Consider the following 20,955-nt stretch of genomic DNA (forward strand, 5'->3'; position numbering starts at 1 on the left):
AAATAATATTGAAAACCAATTGTTGGAGATTCTGAAATAAATTCAGAATGACAGGTTTTCGGACTTTTTGGACAACCTCTTTTTAATTTTATAGGAAAATGAGTTTACATTTTCATTAACCAGTTTCTAACTGAAACTTCTTTTTCGATAATGTTTTTCAAATCGGTGATTGCTACACGTTCTTGTAACATAGTATCTCTATGACGAATAGTAACTGTTTTGTCTTCTACTGTTTGATGATCTACTGTAATACAAAATGGTGTTCCTAATGCATCTTGTCTTCTGTAACGACGACCCACGGCATCTTTTTCATCGTAAGCTACGTTGAAATCCCATTTCAATTCTTCCATAATTTCTTTAGCAATTTCCGGTAAACCATCTTTTTTCACTAAAGGTAAAACAGCTGCTTTTGTTGGAGCTAAAACTGAAGGCAAACGTAAAACTGTTCTTGTTGAACCATCTTCTAATGTTTCTTCTTGTAAAGATTTTGAGAAAACCGCTAAAAACATTCTATCTAAACCAACAGATGTTTCTACCACATACGGTACGTAGTTTTTATTTTCCTCAGTATCAAAATATTGTAATTTTTTACCTGAGAATTGTTCATGTGCTTTTAAATCGAAATCAGTACGCGAGTGAATTCCTTCTAATTCTTTAAATCCGAATGGGAAATTAAATTCGATATCTGCAGCAGCATTAGCGTAATGTGCTAATTTTTCGTGATCGTGGAAACGGTAATTTTCCGCTCCTAATCCCAATGAATTATGCCATTTTAAACGCGTTTCTTTCCAGTAATGATACCATTTCATTTCTTCACCTGGCTTCACAAAAAATTGCATTTCCATTTGTTCAAATTCACGCATACGGAAAATAAATTGTCTTGCAACAATCTCATTTCTGAAGGCTTTACCCGTTTGAGCTATTCCAAAAGGAATTTTCATACGGCCTGTTTTTTGAACATTTAAAAAGTTTACGAAAATACCTTGAGCCGTTTCTGGACGTAAATATAAATCCATTGCTGTATCTGCAGAAGCTCCTAATTTAGTTCCGAACATCAAGTTAAATTGACGTACTTCTGTCCAGTTACGAGAACCAGAATCTGGACAAGCGAGTTCTAATTCTTCAATTAAAAGTTTCACATCGTCTAAATCGCCAGCATCTAAACTTTTCGCCATTCTGGCTAAAATTTCGTTCTTTTTAGAAAGGTATTCTACAACTCTAGGATTGGTTGTAATAAATTCTTGTTCGTTAAAAGCATCACCAAAACGGGATTTTGCTTTTTCGATTTCTTTTTGCGCTTTGATGTTTAATTTTTCTGCATAATCCTCAATTAAAACATCAGCACGATATCTTTTTTTAGAATCTTTGTTGTCAATTAATGGATCGTTAAACGCATCCACGTGACCAGATGCTTTCCAAGTGGTTGGATGCATTAATATTGCAGCATCTAAACCTACAATATTTTCATGCATTTGCACCATGGATTTCCACCAATATTCTCTAATGTTCTTTTTTAGTTCAACACCGTTTTGTGCGTAGTCATATACTGCACTTAAACCATCGTATATTTCGCTAGAAGGGAAAATAAATCCGTATTCTTTTGCGTGCGAAACTACATTCTTAAATAAGTCTTCTTGTTTTGCCATACTGCAAAAGTAAAAATAGCAAAGGAATTAAAAAAGGAATTTCTAATTAATTATAATTGAAAATTGTAGAACTGATTTTAGTTGTTCCAGAATATAAATTTACGATATAACGTCCTTTATACGTTTTGTTCTTTTCTAAATCTACATAAGTACAAACATCTGTAACTTGTTGTTTATATTCGAACTTAGCTAATTTACTGTATTTCAAAACTGTATTGTTTTTTTCAAACGCTAAACCTTCTACTGAAACTATATTGTTTTTAGGATTTATCACTTGTACAAACAACTCTTTTTCTCCAACAGTAATACCTTCATTTTTATCAATTGTGAAGCAAACTCTAATTTGTTCTATGGCTTTAATTTTACTTGGAGTAATGTTTTCTGTTAAAAATTTTACACCCTTCACCTGTAAATTTGTAATTTCAAATTTTGAACTATTTGGAGTAACATTTTGTGCAATTTTGACCTTAATTTCTTCAGGCTTAACAAGAGATCTTATTTTTTCAATTTCTTTTAACTTTTCTTGCAATACATTTATTGAATCCTTTATTGTTTGAATTTGTTTATTAAGATCTGATAAATTTTTATAGTCAGCTTTCGTTTTTGCAATATTAGAATTTGCACCTTTAATGCTTAAATCAGAAAAACTTTCATCATAATTATTGTATATCATCGAAATTGAATCATATTTGTCAATAATTTCTGATAATTGATTTTGAGTTAATAAACTTTCTTGCTTTAAATTATCTTGTTGTTCTTTTGAGTATTTATTATCTTTATAACTTTTGAAAAGCACAATCAACAAAAATATTGATAATGCTAATATGATAAGTTTATAAGAATTGTTTTTATTTGAGGACATACTTTATTATTTTGATTAAATATAAAATTATTGTTTAGATATGTTAAAAATTTTCGATGAAATACCCAAAAATCTGTTTAATGTACTTTTCCCGGTTTTTTGTAACGGATGCGCTAATTTATTACTAAAAAATGAAAAAGTAATTTGTACTAAATGCCTCCATAAATTACCATTCACACATCATCACCAAATTAAAGAAACAGAAATTCATAAAACTTTTTTTGGCTTAGTTCCATTTGAATTTGGCGCTTCCTTTTTGTATTTTACAAAAAAAGGAATCTCACAAAATCTTATACATAATTTAAAATACAAAAATCGTCAGGAAATCGGAACCTATTTAGGAAATCTATATGCTAACGAATTAAAAGATTTAGAAATTTTCAAAGAAATAGATTTTATTATTCCTGTTCCCTTACACAAAAAAAGATTTCACGAAAGAGGTTATAATCAAGTCACCACTTTTTGCAAAGCTATTGAAAAAAACCTAATAATTCCAATGCTTGACGATGTTTTAATAAAAACACAACATTTAAAATCTGTAACAGATAAATCCAAAGAAGGTCGTTTAGCACATAACAAAAATGTCTTTTTAATTGAAAATCAGCACAAAATTGAAGGCAAACATCTATTACTTGTAGATGATGTTTTCACAACCGGCGCCACAATTGAAGCTTGTGCTAAAGAAATTTTGAAAATCAAAAATACTAAAATTAGCATTCTAACTATGGCCTATTCGCAATCATAAATTTTATTTAAATATTATGATGGAAGTGAATATAATTGTTACTTTGCAGGATTAAATTTGACATATATTAATGAGAAAATTAATCTTCATACTTACTATAATTTCTGCTTTATTTATCAGTTGTGCCAAACGCGGAACTATTACTGGTGGTCCAAAAGACACTATTGCACCAGTGATTGTAAAAAGTAAACCTAAAAATTACGAAACTAATTTTACTGGAAAAACCATAAAAATTGATTTTAGTGAATATATAAAGGTTAAAGACATCAACAAACAATTGATTATTTCGCCTCCAATGGAAAAAACACCAACAATTGTTCCACAAGGAAGTGCCAGCAAATTTATTTCAATTACCTTAAACGAAGATTTAAAACCAAACACAACTTATAGTTTCAATTTCGGACAAAGCATTACTGATTATAACGAAGGTATTCCTTATTCGCAATTTAAATATATCTTTTCAACTGGAGCTTATGTTGATTCTTTAACAGTTTCTGGAAATATAAAAGATGCTTTTGAAAACAAAACAGATGATTTTGTTACCGTAATGTTATATGATGCAGCAACCTATAATGATAGTTTAGTTTACAAAAAAAAACCAATTTACATTACTAATACATTAGAGAAAATTACGTCCTTTAAAATTGAAAACATAAAAGAAGGTGAGTATTATTTAGTGGCGCTAAAAGACAAAAACAACAATTATAATTATCAATCGAAATCGGAAAAAATTGCTTTCAAAAAAGAAAAGATAAAAATTCCGAATGATAGTACATACTCCTTGAGTTTATTTGCAGAAAAAAACGAAATTAAAACGTACACACCAACTTTAGAAAGCAATAATAAGTTGTTTTTAGGTTATGAAGGTGATGCTAAAAATGTAAAAATCTTTACTAAGAAAAATAATATTGAAACACCATTACGTTTCACCAAATCGCAAGAAAAAAAATCAGATACGCTTCAAGTTTTTATTCCAAATGACGCAAAAGATTCGATAAATGTAATTGTGAAATCGGGTAAATTCATAAAGGATTATTCGGTAAAATTAAAAAAATTAAAAGAAGCTGATTCTTTAAAAGTTTCTCTTTTTGTAAATAAGAATTTTAATTTTAACGAGAAACTATCCTTAAAAACAACTACTCCAATTCAAAATATAAGTTCTGAAAAAATAGTTATCCGAAAAAAAGATTCTACCTCAGTTCCTTTCACTACGGAGATTAATGATTTTGAACAGTTAATTTCATTTGATTTCAAACAAGAAGAAAATGAAAAATACACTATTAGTTTATTACCTGGCGCAATTGAAGACGATTATAACACCAAAACCGATAGTTTAAAATTTGATTTTACAAAAGGAGCAATTAGTGATTTTGGTAACTTGAAATTACGCATTAAAAATGTAAAGAAATTTCCATATATACTACAAATTCTGAACAATACTGGTGAAATAGTTGGTGAAAAAATCTGTACAAAAGAGACAGAAATGTATTTCGAAGCCATACAACCAAGTACTTATCAAGTGAGATTGTTTTACGACGATAATAACAATCAAATTTGGGATTCTGGTAATTTTAAAACAAAACTACAACCTGAAGAAATGATCTACTTCCCTGCTTTAATTGATGTTAGAGCTAATTGGGATGTGGATCAGGAATTGGAGTTGAATTGATTTGACTTTAAGTAATCTTTTTCAAACTTACTCTAAAAATGTTTTCAAAACTCTTCTTATGTTAAGTAACTTAAAAAATTCGTTTTATAAGTAATTCATGGATAAATTTAAATTGATTTAATTGAATGAAAACAAAAATAGTTTACCCTAAAAATCCAATTTTAAAAGAATTTATTCAATATTTTTTATTTATCACCAAAAGTGATAATGAGATGATAAGTCAATTGTGTTATCCAAATACAAATCATTGTCTTAGCTTAATTAGAGGTGGAGAAATGGTTGAATTAAATACAAATGAATACTCTGTATTACCTTCATCAAAAAATAGTAGTTACTTAACTGGTATTTACAAACAACCTATTAAGATAACCACAAAACAACCTTATCAAGAGTTGTGTATAAATTTTAACCCAATGGGTTTAGAAGCAATTTTTGGAGAGAACCTTTCGCAATATATTTTTAAAAATAATGTGCTGAGTGAAAACAAAAACTGGACTCCTTTGTTTGAAATTGTTTTTAGTAACAATTCTTTGGAAATTATTCAAAACGAAATTGAAAGTTTTTTTATTTCTCTTTTACACGACGAAATGTTTTCTAATAGTTTGTTATTTAACAAAACACTAAAATCAAATCAAATCGAGGAACTAAATGATTTACTATGCAAAAGCTATCGTTCTACTCATAGATATTTTGTAAATCAATTAAATACTACTCCAAAAGAATATTTGCAAGTTTTAAAAGTTAGAGAAGCTATGCCTTTAATTTTAAAAAACATTCCATTAATTGAAATTGCTTTTTTATTAAATTTTACAGATCAATCACACTTTATAAAAACATTCAAAAAATACACAAATAGCACTCCATCACAATTTAAACAAACAAGTTCACAGGTTGATAATACATTAATTTGGAATTTGAATAACACTTAAAAATAGTTGGCAGATTTTTACAATTTTTATACTTCAAGGTAGCATACTTTTGTACTTGACTAAAAAATGAAAAAATGAAAACTTCTGTAAAACTAATATTAACTGTAGCCACATTATTATGTTTCTTTGAGACCAAAGCTCAAAATAATTCAAAACACAACAACTACTTATCTGACACTCCCATACTTTCAAAAGCACAAATGTTAGCTGATTATGATTCGCTAGTTTCTTATATAAATCAAGTAAGTCCAATTATTCAGTTTAATAAAGAAGTTAGACATATCGACTTTAACAAACACGCTAAAAAGCTAAAAAAGAAAATAACTTCAAAAACGAGTAGGGAGGAATACCTTTTTTTGGTAGAAAAAACTTTAATTGTAGCACAAGACGGACACAGTAACCGATTAGGTAATTCGCTGTTAGATATTGTAAAAACAGTTTGGATTCCAAAAGGCATTGCAACTGGTTTAGACACATTAGATTTTCCACATAGTTATAAATACGAAAAGTTTATTAAAGAAAATTTTTATACCAAGTTAAAACTAGAACTAGTATACATCAATGGGGAATACTATAATATTCTGCCTTTTTCTTACAAAGGAAAAAACTATCCTGCCGCTATGAAACTCATAAGTTGCAATGATAAAAAAATCCACCAATTTGTTAAGAGTATGGAAGAATTAATTTCTCCACTAAGATGGGACAGAGCAAATAATAAAGTATATCACGAAAATTTTTACACTGTAGGTGAAATATATAAAAACAATAAATTAAAGTTAGCTTTTATTGACAAAAATCAAGAAAAGAAAATAGTAAATATAACCAAAGATGATACCGTTACTTTTCTTGAAGAGAAAAAAAATAATTTTGGATATAATAGCAGTACCGCTTCTGTAATTACACACTACTTTGAAAAAGAGCAAATTTTTTATGGTAAAATACCTGCAATGGATGAAAAATTTGGAGACACTTTAACCAAACATTTTGAAAACGTAATAAAAAAATTTCCTGTAAAGTCAATTGTATTGGACGTGCGTGGAAATGGAGGAGGTAATGATAATACTTATGGTAAATTTTTAGGGAAAATATTGAAAGATACAATAAAAACAAACCTGACTGTCGGACGTATATTGAGCCCTTTAAACTGTAAATATTATGAAATGAATAAAGATTCAATCACAGCTTATGGTATGAGTTTGTCAAAAGAAGGTCCAAAACTAAAAAATCTTAAAATGTTTTACAATATTATCCCAAACTATAGTTTCTTCTATCCGGAAAAAGAAATTTTACCTTTTGAAGGAAATATTTATGTATTACAAGATCGATTTATTTTTTCTTCAACAAGTAACTTATCAAGTTTAGCTTATAAAAACAAACGTTTGATAAGTATTGGTGAAATGCCTAATTTATTGGGTGGCATACAAAACATTCCTTCTGTATTTTGCTTACCCTATAGCAAAGTAATTTTTAGATTAGAACCTCAAATCGATTTTACAGATTGCAAAACAGTTGCTGATATTTTTCAGAACCAAGTCGAGCATTTTGTAACCTACCCTATTGATTTTTTGCATGATCGTGCAACAACAAATGAAGATATTTTAGGGAAAAACTTCTTATCGCAAAAAGATCCGATGTTTAAAAAAGTAATAGAACTTGAACTAAAACAATAGTTTTAAATAAACACAACAAATGAAAAAACTAATCTTCCTCTATTTTATTTTTTTATACATCAATGTTTCTGGTCAAAATGAAACAATAAGTGATAGTATTCCTTTTACAATCAATAAACAAAATACAATTTCAATACAGGCAATTTTTAACGAAAAGGATACTTTAAATCTTAATTTTGACACAGGGACTACAGAACTAATTTTAACAAATGAGGTCTTGAGTAATAAACTAAAATCTACTCCAAAACTTTATACTAATTTTTACAACTTAAAAATAGGGAATACAAATTATAGTACAAAAGTATATGATGCAGAACTAAGCGGACATGGAACGGACGGGCGATTTGGTTGGGATATTTTCAAAGGCAAAATTGTTGAATTAAATTATGACTTGAATTTAATGATTATTCATAGTGTTTTACCAAAAAACTTAATTAGTAACAATGCTTTCACAAAGTTAAAAATTGAATTTTTTGAAGATTTATTTTTAATTGAAAGTGAAATTAAACAAAACAACATCACCAATAAAGATATTTTTCTATTTGATACAGGTTATCAAAGAACAGTTATGTTAGATGAGGATTTATTAAAACAAGCTGAATTTCCCATAAAAGATATGAAAATTATAAAAAAAACAATAATGAAAGGCGCTCAAGGTAATGAAATTCCAGTGATAACTTCTAACTTAAAACTTTTGAAAATTGGAAAATATAAACTAAAAAATGTACCTATTCAATTAACGACAACACACAAGCCGTTAAAAAACAAAAACATCCATATTTTAGGAAATGAAGTTTTAAAAAGATTTAATTTGTTTTTAGATTTCCAAAACAACTTTGTTTACCTAAATCCAAATCATTTATTTAAAGAAAAATACATTGAAAAAAACAGATAATTTAGTTTCAAGTCAGGAATTATAAAAAAACAAATGCAAACATTTATACGAAACAAAACCTATCTTTATCTTCTAGAAAATTCAACTTATTTCTGGTTTCAAGCATTTTATTTTTATCTAAATCGGCAATGAAAACACCTTCATTTTCTGTTGGTACGATGATGAAATCCCCTAATTCGTCAATAATTTGCGAATGTCCAATATATTCAAAATTATTGTTATCTGTTCCGATTCGGTTGACGCCAATGACATAAGATAAATTTTCTACAGCTCGTGCTTTTAGTAAAATATCCCAAGCATTTGTTCTAGCTTTTGGCCAACTTGCTACATAAATTAACAAATCGTAATATTCTGTATTTCTAGAAAAAACGGGGAAACGTAAATCGTAACAAACTTGTAAGCAAATTTTCCAATCGTTATACTTCACAATTACTTTATCCTTTCCGGAAGTGTAAATTTTATCTTCTCCGGCTAAAGTAAAAAGGTGTTTTTTATCGTAATGTTGAATTTCTCCATTTGGAAAAACAAAAACCATTCGGTTATAAAAATTATCATTTTCAGTAATTACTAAACTTCCTGTAATCGCACAATTTTTAGCTTTTGCGATTTCTTTCAACCACAAAATAGTTGCTCCATCCATGGTTTCAGCTACCAAATTTGGATGCATTGTAAAACCTGTCGTAAACATTTCTGGAAGAACTATTAAATCGACACTTTCTTTTAGAGCATTGATTTTTTCTTCTGATTTTTTTCTGTTCTCCGATGGATTTTCCCAAATAATATTGGTTTGTATAAGCGCTACGTTCATACTATAAATGTATAAAAAAAACGCATTCAAAAAGATGAATGCGTTTTTTAAAATTTATTTTATGTGTTCTAATTAAACAACACTTGCTTTTAAATATTCTCTATTCATACGAGCGATGTTTTCTAAAGAAATTCCTTTAGGACATTCTACTTCACATGCTCCAGTATTGGTACAATTTCCGAAACCTTCTTCGTCCATTTGACGTACCATATTTAAAACTCTATCTGTAGCTTCAATTTTACCTTGAGGTAATAAAGCATATTGAGATACTTTCGCACCAACAAATAACATAGCTGAACCGTTTTTACAAGTAGCTACACAAGCGCCACAACCAATACAAGCTGCTGCTTCAAAAGCTTTATCTGCATCAGATTTGTTAATTGGTGTTGCATTTGCATCAATTGTATTTCCTGAAGTATTTACAGAAACGAATCCACCAGCTTGCTGAATTCTATCAAAAGAACTTCTATCTACAACTAAATCTTTTACAACTGGGAATGCTTTACTTCTCCATGGTTCGATAAAGATAGTTTCACCATCTTTAAATTTACGCATGTGTAATTGACAAGTAGTAGTTCCAGTATCTGGACCATGTGCACGACCATTAATGTATAATGAACACATTCCACAAATACCTTCACGACAGTCGTGATCAAAAGCAACTGGTTCGTTTTGTGTATTTACTAATTGCTCATTTAATTGGTCTAACATTTCTAAGAAAGAACTGTCAGTAGAAACATTATCTAATTTATAAGTTTCCATTTTACCTTTTGCACTAGCGTTTTTTTGACGCCAGATTTTAAGGTTAATATTTATATTTTTTTTAGCACTCATAATATCTTATTTATAGTTTCTAGCTGCAATTTTGATAAACTCATATTTCAATTCTTCTTTATGAAGTACTGATTTACTTGCATCGCTTCCATTATATTCCCAAGCTGCAACATAAGCAAAGTTTTCATCGTCACGAAGTGTTTCTCCTTCAGCGTCTTGATATTCTTCACGGAAATGTCCACCACAAGATTCTTTACGTAATAAAGCATCTTTTGCCATTAATTGACCCAATTCGATAAAGTCAGCTACACGAAGTGCTTTTTCTAATTCTTGGTTAAATTCGTTAGCTGCACCAGGAACTTTTACATCAGCATAAAAATCTTCTCTTAATTGTCCGATTTCTTCAATTGCTTCAGTTAATCCTTTTTCGTTACGACCCATTCCAACTTTATTCCACATAATTAAACCTAATTTTTTGTGGAAATGGTCAACAGATTTTGTTCCGTTATTATTGATTAATTGCTCAATAGATTGACGAACTGCATTTTCTGCATCCACAAATTCTGGTGTATCCGTAGAAATTTTACCTGTTCTAATTTCGTCTGCTAAATAGTTAGAAACTGTATAAGGTAATACGAAATAACCATCAGCTAAACCTTGCATTAAAGCAGAAGCTCCTAAACGGTTAGCTCCGTGGTCTGAGAAGTTTGCTTCACCAGCTACGAAACATCCAGGAATAGATGACATTAAGTTATAATCAACCCAAACACCACCCATTGTATAGTGAACCGCTGGATAAATTTTCATTGGTGTTTCGTATGGATTTTCGTCTGTAATTTTTTCATACATCGTGAAAAGATTACCATATTTAGATTCAACCCATTTTTTACCTAATTCTTGTACTTTCGCATCTGAAGGATTAGGATCTCCTTGAATTAAAGCTGCTTGTTTACCTTTAGTAATAATTTCAGCAGCGAAATCTAAATAAACACCTTCATTAGTATCGTTAGCTTCAATTCCGTGTCCTTCGTCGCAACGCTCTTTTGCTGCACGAGAAGCCACATCACGAGGTACTAAGTTACCAAATGCAGGATATCTTCTTTCTAAGTAATAATCTCTATCTTCTTCAGCAATTTGTGTTGGTTTTAATTTACCAGCTCTAATTGCTTCCGCATCTTCTTTTTTAGCAGGAACCCAAATACGACCAGAATTACGTAATGATTCTGACATTAACGTTAATTTTGATTGATTTGTTCCGTGAACAGGAATACAAGTTGGGTGAATTTGTACATAACAAGGATTTGCGAAATGTGCTCCTTTTTTATGAATTTTCCAAGAAGCTGTAACGTTACTTCCCATTGCATTTGTTGATAAGAAATATACATTTCCATAACCTCCAGTAGCAATAATTACTGCGTGAGCTGAATGACGCTCTAATTCTCCAGTAATTAAATTACGAGCAATAATTCCACGTGCTTTTCCGTCTACTTTAACAATGTCAAGCATTTCATGACGGTTATACATTTTTACATTTCCTAAACCAATTTGTCTAGACAATGCAGAGTATGCTCCTAATAATAATTGTTGTCCAGTTTGTCCGGCAGCATAAAAAGTACGTTGTACTTGCGTTCCACCAAACGAACGGTTATCTAATAATCCACCATAATCTCTAGCGAAAGGAACACCTTGCGCTACACATTGGTCGATAATATTTGAAGATACTTCTGCTAAACGATGAACGTTTGCTTCACGCGCACGGTAATCACCACCTTTAATAGTATCATAAAATAATCTGTACGTACTATCACCATCATTTTGATAGTTTTTTGCAGCGTTTATACCACCTTGAGCCGCAATTGAGTGTGCTCTACGTGGAGAATCTTGAAAACAAAATGCTTTTACGTTGTAACCCATTTCTCCAAGAGAAGCAGCTGCCGAAGCACCAGCTAAACCTGTTCCTACTACAATTACATCGATTTTTGGTCTATTATTCGGAGCAACTAATTTAAGATTGTTCTTATGGTTGGTCCATTTTTCTGAAATATGACCTTGAGGAATTTTAGAATCTAATGCCATATGTTTTTATTTTGAAAAAAAGTGAATGTAAATTGGAATGATTGCAAAAAGTATTGCAACTATAACTGAAAATGCTTTTCCGAAAACTTTAATTGCTGGTGTAAATTTACCATTAACTCCTAACGATTGAAACGCACTTTGAAAACCATGCCATAAATGGAATCCTAAAACTGCCATAGAAAGAACATAAAACAAAGTGAAAAACAATCCTTCGTTTGGAATGGCATTAAACAACTTTCCTTTACTTTTGAAAAAAGCATAGGTTATTTTGTGTAAGTCTTTATAACCTTCACCCATTTTTACGTTAGCTTGTTTATTGTAAAAGTCAGAACGATTTCTAATTTCCATACCTTGCTGAGCTAAAGCAATTGAATCCGCAGGGAAAAATTGAGCATTTTGAGTACCTACAACTAAATTCATTTTTTGACCCATGTTATCTATCTGGATAGTTTGTAACGGGAAGTTTTTAGCGAAATGCATTTTTGCCCAAAAATTAACCATGTGAGTAGCGATAAAAATTAAAACTACTGTACCTAAAACAGCCATGTTTCTTGAAGAAAAACTACTGTTTTTAGAAGGATTATTCATTGCATAAGCTACAGGACGCGCTTTTTTGTTTTGAATTGCTAAATAAATTCCATCAATTGCATGGAAAATAATAGAGATGTACGTTAAATAAGAAAGTAATTTTACTGCTGGATTAGTTGTCATAAACAAAGCATACTTATTAAATTGAAGAGCGGCTTCATAATTATTTCCCGCTAACAATTGTAAGTTTCCTAATAAATGCCCAACTAAAAACAAACATAAGAACAATCCAGTAAGTGCCATCCAATATTTTTTTGCAATAGATGACTTTAAAAATGCTGATTTTGCCATAATTATAGTTAAAGTTAATTTGAGTTTGAATAATGTAAGCAAAAATAAAGGTTATAAGTAAGACTTACAACCTTTGAAAGATAATTTATAATGATTTTAAATGAGTTTAACTTTTGTTGAATATCAATGCGTTAGATGTTAATTTAAAATGGTAAAACTAGGAATTAATCCTCTCAAGCCCATATCTACCACATTTTCACCTGCAGCTGGTTCGTATTTTCCGTCTATATTGACTTCTTGCCATTCAAAACTATTGTTAATTGATAGTGATAATTGTACTTCTATATTTTTAGTTTCATTACCTGTAACCACAAAATTATTGGCAAATTTTCCAGTCACCAAACAAGAACCTGCAGGAATTGGGGAAGTAGAAGAAATTGGGTTTGGAACAGTTGTTACACCTGTCGATTGACCAGAAGTAGAATATCCAACAGATGGAATAACGAAAGCCCAATAACCCTGTAATTTATCGTCATTTACAACAAATGGATTGCCTGCAACATTGTGCGTAGTGATATAATTATTATAACCAACAAAACTTGCTAAAGTACCAACATAGTTTACGCCACTAGCTAAAACATTGACGTTGTAATTTTGATACGATAACGAAACTCGAACATATTCATAACTTCCATGAGGTACATTTTTTAAAGGTATAGATAAAAAAGCTTCACCTTCTCCCACAATTTTGGCTTGACTAAAATCAATAGCATTAGCACCTCCTAAAGCTGTGGAAGGTCCAGTATATAAAATAGCGCCTTGTCCAACTTGAGTTAATGCATTAGGTGTAAATTCTAAATAATGTGCGCTAATACTATTAAAAATTGGCGATTGTGCTGCATTCCCAGCTGGAATCGTTGAAGGTTGTCCGGTACCGTTTAATCTCACTTGAGTGGGATCAAACTTAAATTTGATAATTAATTGTGGGTCTTCTGCAATAACTTGGTCGTCATCTTTATCACTACATGAAAAACTTATGACTGATAACACTAGTAATGTTAAAATTTTTATCTTCATTTTCTTTCTTTTATGATTAAGGTTTGAGCTTCTTTTTTACCATTTGACTCTAATTCAACTGTATATTTTCCAATAGGTAAATAATACTTTTTATTATCGGCTTGACTAATTTTTATCTTGGTATCTTTCTTTTCAATTGCCGTTTTTGTTTTTTCATCGATGCTTAAATCATAATCTATTTTTAGCATTCCATTTTCGGCTTTAGCATGACGATTTAAAACTACAATTCCATCATTATTTTTTATGGTAATTGCACTATTTGAATTGTCTTTTAAATAATACCAAATTTCAACATTTGGATTATTTTCTGTTCCCCAAGTAAACGACTTATTTCCCCAGTTTTTAGAAAAATAAATGTCTTCTATTTTAAATAACGCAATTCCTTTAGTATTTATTGCTTCGTTAATTTGTTGAATATTAGATATATTAACTTTATACAAAGAACGTCCATGAGTCGCAACAATTAAATCTTTTACTCTTGGTTGAATGACTAAATCGTGAACGGCAACATTTGGAATTTCGTTTGAAAAATCTTGCCAGGATGTTCCTTTATCAATAGAAATAAACAAACCAGTATCGGTTCCTAAATATAAAATGTTTTCGTTTTCTGAATCTTCCAAAATTACATTCGCAGCATTTTGATTGAAATTCTCTGTCAATAATTTCCAATTCGCACCTAAATCTTCCGAAACATAAGCGTAAGTTGTGAAATTATCATTTCGATATCCGTTTAGCGTAATGTAAATTCTTTCTTTTTTAAAGTTCGAAAATCGCACACGAGAAACCCATAAACCTTGAGGTAAACTATTAGAAATTTTGGTCCAATTTGAACCGCTATCTTTTGTTACATGAATGTTTCCATCATCGGTTCCAACCACAAGTTGTCCGAATTTAAACTTACTTTCCGCAATAGAAGTTATGGTTCCAAAAGGCACATTTCCTTCTACTTTTCCGTTTGTTAAATCGGTTGAAATTTTTTCCCAATCTTTTCCTTGATTCATAGAACGAAACACGTATTGTCCGCCAAAATAAACAATGTCCTGATTGTGTGACGATAACAAAATAGGTGTTTGCCAATTGAATCTGTATGGTTCCTCTTTTTTGTCAGCTTTTGGTGTAATGTAATCACTTTTACCTGATTTTCTATCAATTTTAATATAACTTCCAAATTGAGATCCTGTATAAACTAAGTCATTTGTTCTGGTATCAATTTGAACCTGCATGCCATCGCCACCACTTAAAAATTCGTATGGATATTTTCCATCTTGAAGCCAATCTACATTATGAACATAGTTATTCGGTCCGGCCCAAACTCCATTATCTTGCAAGCCTCCATACACTTCATAATCCTCTTTATTATCCACATTTACCGTGTAAAATTGCCCAACTGCTTGATTGTTGCATTTTATCCAATGTTTTCCGTTATCATAAGTGATATTTACGCCACCATCGTTTCCATTTATGACATGATTTGGATTTTTCGGATTCACCCAACACACGTGATGATCTGAATGCACATTATCTTTGCTTAATGATTCAAAAGATTTTCCACCATCATTTGAAAAAATTATTGGAACTGCCGAAATGTATAATCTGTTTTCATTTGATTCATCAACAGTTATGTCGGCAAAATAATAGCCGTATGAATAAAAAGCATCATTTATAAATTGATTATGTGTTTTTCTCCAGTTTTTTCCACCATCGGTAGTTTTATAAATTTCTGCACCAATTACTTCGGTATCAAACAAATTCGTATTGGCATCTGTTGATTTTTCTTTTTTTGAATTTGGACGTAAATTCTGATTGTCCACTATTGCGTAGGCAACATTTTCGTTAAACGATGTTACACCGATTCTTCCAATTCCAATATTTGTTGGAAAACCAGAATTCGAATCAATTTTTGTCCAAGTTGTTCCGGCATCTTCACTTTTATATATTCCAGAACCGATTCCGTTTCCTTTGAAATTATATGCTTTTCTTTCACGCTCCCAAGCGGCGGCAAACATAATTTTAGGATTATTTGGTGCGAAACTAATATCTATAATCCCTGTTTCATCGTTGATGAATAAGGTTTTTGTCCAAGTTTTTCCGCCATTTGTAGTTTTAAAAACACCGCGTTCTTCATTTTTCGAATACAGATGACCTAAAACACCTACGACAATTTCGTTATTATCATTCGGGTTGACCCAAATTTTAGAAATATGATGACTATCTGGTAAACCAATATTTGTCCATGTTTTTCCTTTATCAGTTGATTTCAAAACACCAATTCCAGCATAAGACGAACGAGAAGAATTCACTTCACCAGTTCCAACCAAAATTAAACCCGATTTCCAATCGACCGCTACACAACCTATATTTTGCGTTGGTGCGTTATCCATAACCGATTCAAAACTAGTTCCGTTATTATTTGTGTGCCACAATCCGCCAGTTGCATAAGCGGCATAAAATTCTGTTGGGTTGTTTGTGTTAACCGCCAAATCTACCACACGACCACTCATAATTGTGGGTCCGATATTTTGAAATTTTACTGCTTGAAAATCGTTTTGTTGTGCAAATCCAAAAAGACAGGATAAGAATAAAACTGAGAATGCTATTTTTTTCATATTAATGTGTTTTTGTGACATCTTTATCTACCACAATTATTATATCGGCTTTATTTTGATTTTCTTTTTCAAAACGTAGAATATCATCTTGTTCCACTGTTGCAATCGTGACAATTTTTACTTTTGGAACATATTTTTTCAAATACCAATTTATACCTTCAAAATTATCTGAATGATACGTACCGTTATAATGTATAAATGTAGTTTCGGGTTTTAAATTTTTGCAAATAAAGTAAGCCATTGTTGCATCTTTAGCGGCTTGTGCTTTTGGTAAATTTTCATTTGAATGTCCGTCACCCATATCTAACATCGCTTTATACCCTGGTAATTCAGCATCGTAAGCAATTGGAAGTGGCGCAATCCACGATTTTTGTTCTGTTGACAAAGAATCTAATGCTACAAAACTTTTCTTGTATACTAAACTGGCAAATTTTCTTGGAATATTGGTAGCGATAAAATTAAATTTTTTCTCTTTTGCGAATTCTACTAAAGGTTTATAATCGGTACGATAATTTTTCCATAAACGCGCCGTAGTATCTAACTGTTTTTGATTGATTTTTCCAGATAAATAATCGTTTAATTCGTCTTGATTATCCGCTTCAAACATTTCGGCACCTAAAACCAAATTCTTTTTTTGAGCTAAATCTTTGGTTAGTTCTAATTGCAACCAATGAATGATAGAATTGTCATGCATTTCGCCAAATAAAACCACATCACTTTTGTTGGTTAGGGATAGCATTTTGTTGTAACTTATTTCTTGACCCACTCTATCGTATATTTTATAAGGTGCTTTTTCTTGAGCGTTTAGAACCCCACAAAAAAAAGTCGTAACTATTAAAACTATTTTTTTCATAACTGATAAAAATTAAAACTGATTTTCTTCAAAATTAAAAGAATAATTGGATACCTATTCATTTGAAAGTTATTATTTTTGAATTTATAACATCAAAATCACATGAATAGTACTTTATTTGAAGAATTTAAATCGTTTTTTACACCATTAACTTTAAAGAAAAATGAGTTTTTAGTGAAAGAAAATGAAGTTTGTAAATACTTTTGTTTCATTGAAGAAGGTATTTTACAACATGCTTTATTGGTAGATGATGAAGAAAAAACCACCTATTTAGCTTTAAAAAATTCCTTTACTTCTTCGTTAAAAAGTTTTTTATTAGATGTGCCTTCTCGAAAATTTGTAAAATCGATTCATGAATGTAAATTGTGGGTGATTGATCAAGATTCTTTTCAGAAATTATTACAAGAGAACAAAACCTTTCATGATTTTTATTACACGTTAATCGAAAAACAAATTTGTTTAATTGACGATTATCGTATCGATTTATTGACGTTAACTCCAGAAGAACGTTATAAAAAACTACTAAAAAACGAACCAAAGTTATTAAACGAAGTCCCACTACATTATTTATCTTCTTTCTTAGGAATTTCGTCTCGACACATGAGTAGAATTCGAAAAAATATAAAATAACGCCATTTGGCTACTATTATTTATTTCGTATTACTTAATTTTGATAAAATTTAAAATTAGTTAAAATGAAATATTTACCAATTAACCGAGAACTTTTTATTAAGAATCGTAAAAACTTTATGGCGAAAATGAAGCCAAACGGAGTTGCTGTTTTTAATTCGAACGATATTTATCCAGTTTCTGCAGATAGTACTTTGCCATTTGCGCAACATAGAGATATTTTCTTTTTATCTGGTGTTGACCAAGAAGAAAGTATTTTATTATTATTTCCAGATGCACCTTATGAGCATTTGAAAGAAATTTTGTTTTTAAAAGAAACGAACGAACATATTGCGATTTGGGAAGGTGAAAAACTAACTAAAGAAAGAGCTTTTGAAGTTGCCGGAATCAAATCGGTATATTGGTTACAAGATTTCCATAAAGTATTAAAAGAAGTAATGATGTATGCCGACACGATGTACATTAACACCAACGAACATTACAGAGCTTCAGTAGAAACAGAAACACGTGAAGACCGTTTTATCAAATGGTGGAAAAACGAATATCCTGCGCATAAAGTCGAAAAATCGAATCCTATTTTACAGCGTTTGCGTTCGGTAAAAGACCAAATTGAGTTAGATTTAATTCAGAACGCTTGTAATATTACAGAAAAAGGAGTGCGAAGATTATTAAACTTCGTAAAACCTGGCGTAACAGAATATGAAATTGAAGCGGAATTAGCGCACGAATTTTTACGCAATCGTTCAAAAGGATTTGCTTACACACCAATTATTGCATCAGGAAATAATGCGAATGTGTTACATTATATAGAGAACAACCAAGTTTGTCAGGCTGGCGATTTAATTTTGTTAGATGTTGGTGCAGAATACGCAAACTATTCTTCAGATTTAACACGTATGATTCCAGTTTCTGGAAAATTTACAGACAGACAAAAAGCAGTTTATAACGCCGTTTTAAATGTAAAAAACGAAGCGACAAAAATGTTGTTACCAGGAACGTTATGGAAACAATACCACGTAGAAGTTGGTAAAATTATGACTTCAGAATTATTAGGTTTAGGTTTAATTACTAAAGCTGATATTCAAAATGAAAATCCGGATTGGCCAGCATATAAAAAATATTTCATGCACGGAACGTCGCACCATTTAGGTTTAGACACGCACGATTACGGTTTATTACATGAGCCAATGCAAGCGAATATGGTTTTCACTGTGGAACCAGGAATTTATATTCCAGCAGAAGGTTTTGGTATTCGTTTAGAAGACGATGTGGTGATTCAACCAAAAGGAGAACCTTTCAACTTAATGAAAAACATTCCAATTGAAGCAGATGAAATCGAATCGATAATGAATAGCTAAACTTTAAATTTGTTTCAAGTTTCAAGTTTAAGGTTAAACGGTTTGCGAAAGTGAGCCGTTTTTTTTTGTTCTTACTTGTCAAGCTGAACTCGTTTCAGCTTCTTCGCTCATTACGAGATTCTGAAACAAGTTCAGAATGACAGTTATTTTATTGAGATTTTTTTCAATTTTACCTACTAACTTGTCATGCTGAAAGCATCTCGGTGAGTATTTTGGAATATATGTTTGTTTTGATTATTTTTCTTTTTTAGGTAATTGAATTTGTGGTAATGGTTTACAAAGTGTTTTGTTGACAATTTTTTCTCTCATTAGTTTTTTCTTATTAAAATGACGAGAAATATTTTGAACAATTTCTGTATAAATATCAGTTCCATCGTCCTTTTGATGATAAAAAACTTTAATAGATCGACAATTATCATGCTCGAAAATAGTATTTAACAACGTTCTATCAGACAACCCACAAGAATGTCCTAAAATTAAAACCTGAAATTTATCACTATCAACATATCTTAATAAATTATCATAATTATTATTTTGCAAATATTGGAAAGATTTAAAATTTCTTAAATATTCATTATCATTAATATTCTCAATAACTTTGTAATCATTATCCATTTCATCTCCAAATCCAAAATTTATTTGATTTTTTTCTTTTAATAATTCTCCGTGGATATGAATATTATCAATATTAATTTCACCTTTTTTTAAGTTTTCTAAATATTTATTAACTGTTGTTGTATAATTAAAATTTAAACATAATGTGCTTTTTATGAGTTTATCAGGATTTACTTTTTGAATATTAATTAAGTTTTTGATTTCAACTCTATCTTCTACATCATTAAATTCTTCTATTAAATTTACTTCATTATTATAAATTGAAATTGGCTTTAAAATTTCATAAAATTTTGCCCAATTATTATCATTGTCATAAAAATCATAACTTGTTTCAACTGAGTCATTTAAATATTTTTCCAATAAATTCTTAATTTGTTCAAACTCTTTATTCAAATTTTCAACTTGTTTTAATTGCTCTTTCTGCCAAAATTCTTCTGTTTTTAAAACATCTGAGCATTTTGAATTTACAATTTTCTTTAATTGTCTGTAATATTCATTTTCAATATCAACCCACTTATTAATATCTTTTTTTTTATTAACAAACTTAAAAAACGTGTTTTTGTATATAAGTATATGTTGTCTTGGATATGATCCAGTCATAAAATTATTACCAAATTCTGTATAAATTTCAGCATCAGAAAACATAACATTTGAATCGCACAAATTTATAGATTTTGAAATTTCTTCTAGATTTTTACAATCTTCAAAAGTTACATAATTTGGTAAATTTTCAAAACACAAAAAATTATCAGAATGTTCAGAGTTTTTTAAATTAGCCCAATAATCATCAATAAAATCTCTATAACTAGTTGGCAAACCATGAGCCAAATCAAAACCGTTTCCTATAATAACAAGTCTATTCATAAATCTAAAAAATCCTTTTCTCAAATTTACATTATTAATTAAAGAAACTATATTTTTGC

At 30.1% G+C, this 20,955-nt stretch carries 17 protein-coding genes; 7 read left to right on the forward strand and 10 right to left on the reverse strand.

All coding sequences use genetic code 11. The annotated features are described in order from the left end of the window. Positions 1 to 104: 104 nt before the first annotated feature. Both G6N05_RS10120 and G6N05_RS10125 read right to left on the reverse strand, forming a co-directional pair. Complete coding sequence (locus G6N05_RS10120; protein ID WP_166128127.1) at positions 105 to 1,646, reverse strand: glycine--tRNA ligase; 1,542 nt, start codon at positions 1,644 to 1,646, stop codon at positions 105 to 107. Positions 1,647 to 1,692: 46 nt separating this feature from the next. Continuing rightward, entirely contained in the window at positions 1,693 to 2,508 is an 816-nt protein-coding gene (locus tag G6N05_RS10125) for a hypothetical protein (RefSeq protein WP_166128130.1), read from the reverse strand. A 40-nt stretch (positions 2,509 to 2,548) separates the two neighbouring features. Between G6N05_RS10125 and G6N05_RS10130 the strand changes: the two genes are divergently transcribed. From G6N05_RS10130 to G6N05_RS10150, 5 genes are all read left to right on the forward strand, one after another. Continuing rightward, positions 2,549 to 3,253, forward strand: a complete 705-nt coding sequence (locus G6N05_RS10130; RefSeq protein WP_222616340.1) for a ComF family protein — start codon at positions 2,549 to 2,551, stop codon at positions 3,251 to 3,253. Positions 3,254 to 3,323: 70 nt separating this feature from the next. Beyond that, complete coding sequence (locus G6N05_RS10135) at positions 3,324 to 4,922, forward strand: Ig-like domain-containing protein (protein WP_166128133.1); 1,599 nt, start codon at positions 3,324 to 3,326, stop codon at positions 4,920 to 4,922. 125 nt (positions 4,923 to 5,047) lie between these two features. Further along, positions 5,048 to 5,851, forward strand: coding sequence for a helix-turn-helix domain-containing protein (locus G6N05_RS10140; RefSeq protein ID WP_166128136.1), 804 nt, complete (start codon positions 5,048 to 5,050; stop codon positions 5,849 to 5,851). A 74-nt stretch (positions 5,852 to 5,925) separates the two neighbouring features. After that, positions 5,926 to 7,521 (forward strand): S41 family peptidase, encoded by a 1,596-nt coding sequence (locus G6N05_RS10145; protein WP_166128138.1) that lies wholly within the window; start codon positions 5,926 to 5,928, stop codon positions 7,519 to 7,521. A 19-nt stretch (positions 7,522 to 7,540) separates the two neighbouring features. Then, a complete protein-coding gene (locus tag G6N05_RS10150; protein ID WP_166128141.1) occupies positions 7,541 to 8,416 on the forward strand; it encodes a pepsin/retropepsin-like aspartic protease family protein in 876 nt (291 codons plus the stop codon). Between the two features lie 43 nt (positions 8,417 to 8,459). Here the strand turns inward: G6N05_RS10150 and G6N05_RS10155 are convergent, their stop codons facing one another. The 7 genes from G6N05_RS10155 to G6N05_RS10185 form a co-directional block, all read right to left on the reverse strand. Beyond that, positions 8,460 to 9,224, reverse strand: a complete 765-nt coding sequence (locus tag G6N05_RS10155; protein ID WP_166128143.1) for a nitrilase family protein — start codon at positions 9,222 to 9,224, stop codon at positions 8,460 to 8,462. 72 nt (positions 9,225 to 9,296) lie between these two features. Next, on the reverse strand, positions 9,297 to 10,058 hold the full coding sequence (locus G6N05_RS10160; RefSeq protein WP_166128148.1) for a succinate dehydrogenase/fumarate reductase iron-sulfur subunit: 762 nt from the start codon (positions 10,056 to 10,058) through the stop codon (positions 9,297 to 9,299). A 6-nt stretch (positions 10,059 to 10,064) separates the two neighbouring features. After that, positions 10,065 to 12,074 (reverse strand): fumarate reductase/succinate dehydrogenase flavoprotein subunit, encoded by a 2,010-nt coding sequence (locus tag G6N05_RS10165; protein ID WP_166128153.1) that lies wholly within the window; start codon positions 12,072 to 12,074, stop codon positions 10,065 to 10,067. Positions 12,075 to 12,080: 6 nt separating this feature from the next. After that, positions 12,081 to 12,953 carry a succinate dehydrogenase cytochrome b subunit gene (locus G6N05_RS10170; RefSeq protein ID WP_166128158.1) on the reverse strand — a complete coding sequence of 291 codons (873 nt, stop codon included), beginning with the start codon at positions 12,951 to 12,953 and terminating at the stop codon, positions 12,081 to 12,083. A gap of 138 nt (positions 12,954 to 13,091) precedes the next feature. Beyond that, the gene (locus G6N05_RS10175) at positions 13,092 to 13,970 is read right to left on the reverse strand and encodes a hypothetical protein (RefSeq protein WP_166128163.1); all 879 of its coding nucleotides are present in this window, start codon (positions 13,968 to 13,970) and stop codon (positions 13,092 to 13,094) included. Further along, a complete protein-coding gene (locus G6N05_RS10180) occupies positions 13,967 to 16,576 on the reverse strand; it encodes a WD40/YVTN/BNR-like repeat-containing protein (RefSeq protein ID WP_166128166.1) in 2,610 nt (869 codons plus the stop codon). The genes G6N05_RS10175 and G6N05_RS10180 overlap by 4 nt, the downstream gene beginning before the upstream one ends. A 1-nt stretch (position 16,577) precedes the next feature. Further along, positions 16,578 to 17,429, reverse strand: a complete 852-nt coding sequence (locus tag G6N05_RS10185; protein ID WP_166128170.1) for a ChaN family lipoprotein — start codon at positions 17,427 to 17,429, stop codon at positions 16,578 to 16,580. A 102-nt stretch (positions 17,430 to 17,531) separates the two neighbouring features. Between G6N05_RS10185 and G6N05_RS10190 the strand changes: the two genes are divergently transcribed. Together G6N05_RS10190 and G6N05_RS10195 are read left to right on the forward strand one after the other, a co-directional pair. Next, entirely contained in the window at positions 17,532 to 18,059 is a 528-nt protein-coding gene (locus G6N05_RS10190; protein WP_166128173.1) for a Crp/Fnr family transcriptional regulator, read from the forward strand. A gap of 65 nt (positions 18,060 to 18,124) precedes the next feature. Next, positions 18,125 to 19,417 (forward strand): aminopeptidase P family protein, encoded by a 1,293-nt coding sequence (locus G6N05_RS10195; RefSeq protein ID WP_166128175.1) that lies wholly within the window; start codon positions 18,125 to 18,127, stop codon positions 19,415 to 19,417. Between the two features lie 234 nt (positions 19,418 to 19,651). Here G6N05_RS10195 and G6N05_RS10200 read toward each other — a convergent pair whose 3' ends face one another. Next, complete coding sequence (locus tag G6N05_RS10200; protein ID WP_166128178.1) at positions 19,652 to 20,896, reverse strand: AbiH family protein; 1,245 nt, start codon at positions 20,894 to 20,896, stop codon at positions 19,652 to 19,654. Positions 20,897 to 20,955 lie beyond the last annotated feature (59 nt).

It is taken from the genome of Flavobacterium bernardetii, assembly GCF_011305415.1.
Taxonomy (GTDB): Bacteria; Bacteroidota; Bacteroidia; order Flavobacteriales; family Flavobacteriaceae; genus Flavobacterium; species Flavobacterium bernardetii.

What these genes read in the sequence shown, in the direction of transcription:
- G6N05_RS10120 (WP_166128127.1), bottom strand. Translation starts at nt 1,646, where the DNA reads ATGGCAAAACAAGAAGACTTATTTAAGAATGTAGTTTCGCACGCAAAA.
- G6N05_RS10125 (WP_166128130.1), bottom strand. Translation starts at nt 2,508, where the DNA reads ATGTCCTCAAATAAAAACAATTCTTATAAACTTATCATATTAGCATTA.
- G6N05_RS10130 (WP_222616340.1), top strand. Translation starts at nt 2,549, where the DNA reads ATGTTAAAAATTTTCGATGAAATACCCAAAAATCTGTTTAATGTACTT.
- G6N05_RS10135 (WP_166128133.1), top strand. Translation starts at nt 3,324, where the DNA reads ATGAGAAAATTAATCTTCATACTTACTATAATTTCTGCTTTATTTATC.
- G6N05_RS10140 (WP_166128136.1), top strand. Translation starts at nt 5,048, where the DNA reads ATGAAAACAAAAATAGTTTACCCTAAAAATCCAATTTTAAAAGAATTT.
- G6N05_RS10145 (WP_166128138.1), top strand. Translation starts at nt 5,926, where the DNA reads ATGAAAACTTCTGTAAAACTAATATTAACTGTAGCCACATTATTATGT.
- G6N05_RS10150 (WP_166128141.1), top strand. Translation starts at nt 7,541, where the DNA reads ATGAAAAAACTAATCTTCCTCTATTTTATTTTTTTATACATCAATGTT.
- G6N05_RS10155 (WP_166128143.1), bottom strand. Translation starts at nt 9,224, where the DNA reads ATGAACGTAGCGCTTATACAAACCAATATTATTTGGGAAAATCCATCG.
- G6N05_RS10160 (WP_166128148.1), bottom strand. Translation starts at nt 10,058, where the DNA reads ATGAGTGCTAAAAAAAATATAAATATTAACCTTAAAATCTGGCGTCAA.
- G6N05_RS10165 (WP_166128153.1), bottom strand. Translation starts at nt 12,074, where the DNA reads ATGGCATTAGATTCTAAAATTCCTCAAGGTCATATTTCAGAAAAATGG.
- G6N05_RS10170 (WP_166128158.1), bottom strand. Translation starts at nt 12,953, where the DNA reads ATGGCAAAATCAGCATTTTTAAAGTCATCTATTGCAAAAAAATATTGG.
- G6N05_RS10175 (WP_166128163.1), bottom strand. Translation starts at nt 13,970, where the DNA reads ATGAAGATAAAAATTTTAACATTACTAGTGTTATCAGTCATAAGTTTT.
- G6N05_RS10180 (WP_166128166.1), bottom strand. Translation starts at nt 16,576, where the DNA reads ATGAAAAAAATAGCATTCTCAGTTTTATTCTTATCCTGTCTTTTTGGA.
- G6N05_RS10185 (WP_166128170.1), bottom strand. Translation starts at nt 17,429, where the DNA reads ATGAAAAAAATAGTTTTAATAGTTACGACTTTTTTTTGTGGGGTTCTA.
- G6N05_RS10190 (WP_166128173.1), top strand. Translation starts at nt 17,532, where the DNA reads ATGAATAGTACTTTATTTGAAGAATTTAAATCGTTTTTTACACCATTA.
- G6N05_RS10195 (WP_166128175.1), top strand. Translation starts at nt 18,125, where the DNA reads ATGAAATATTTACCAATTAACCGAGAACTTTTTATTAAGAATCGTAAA.
- G6N05_RS10200 (WP_166128178.1), bottom strand. Translation starts at nt 20,896, where the DNA reads ATGAATAGACTTGTTATTATAGGAAACGGTTTTGATTTGGCTCATGGT.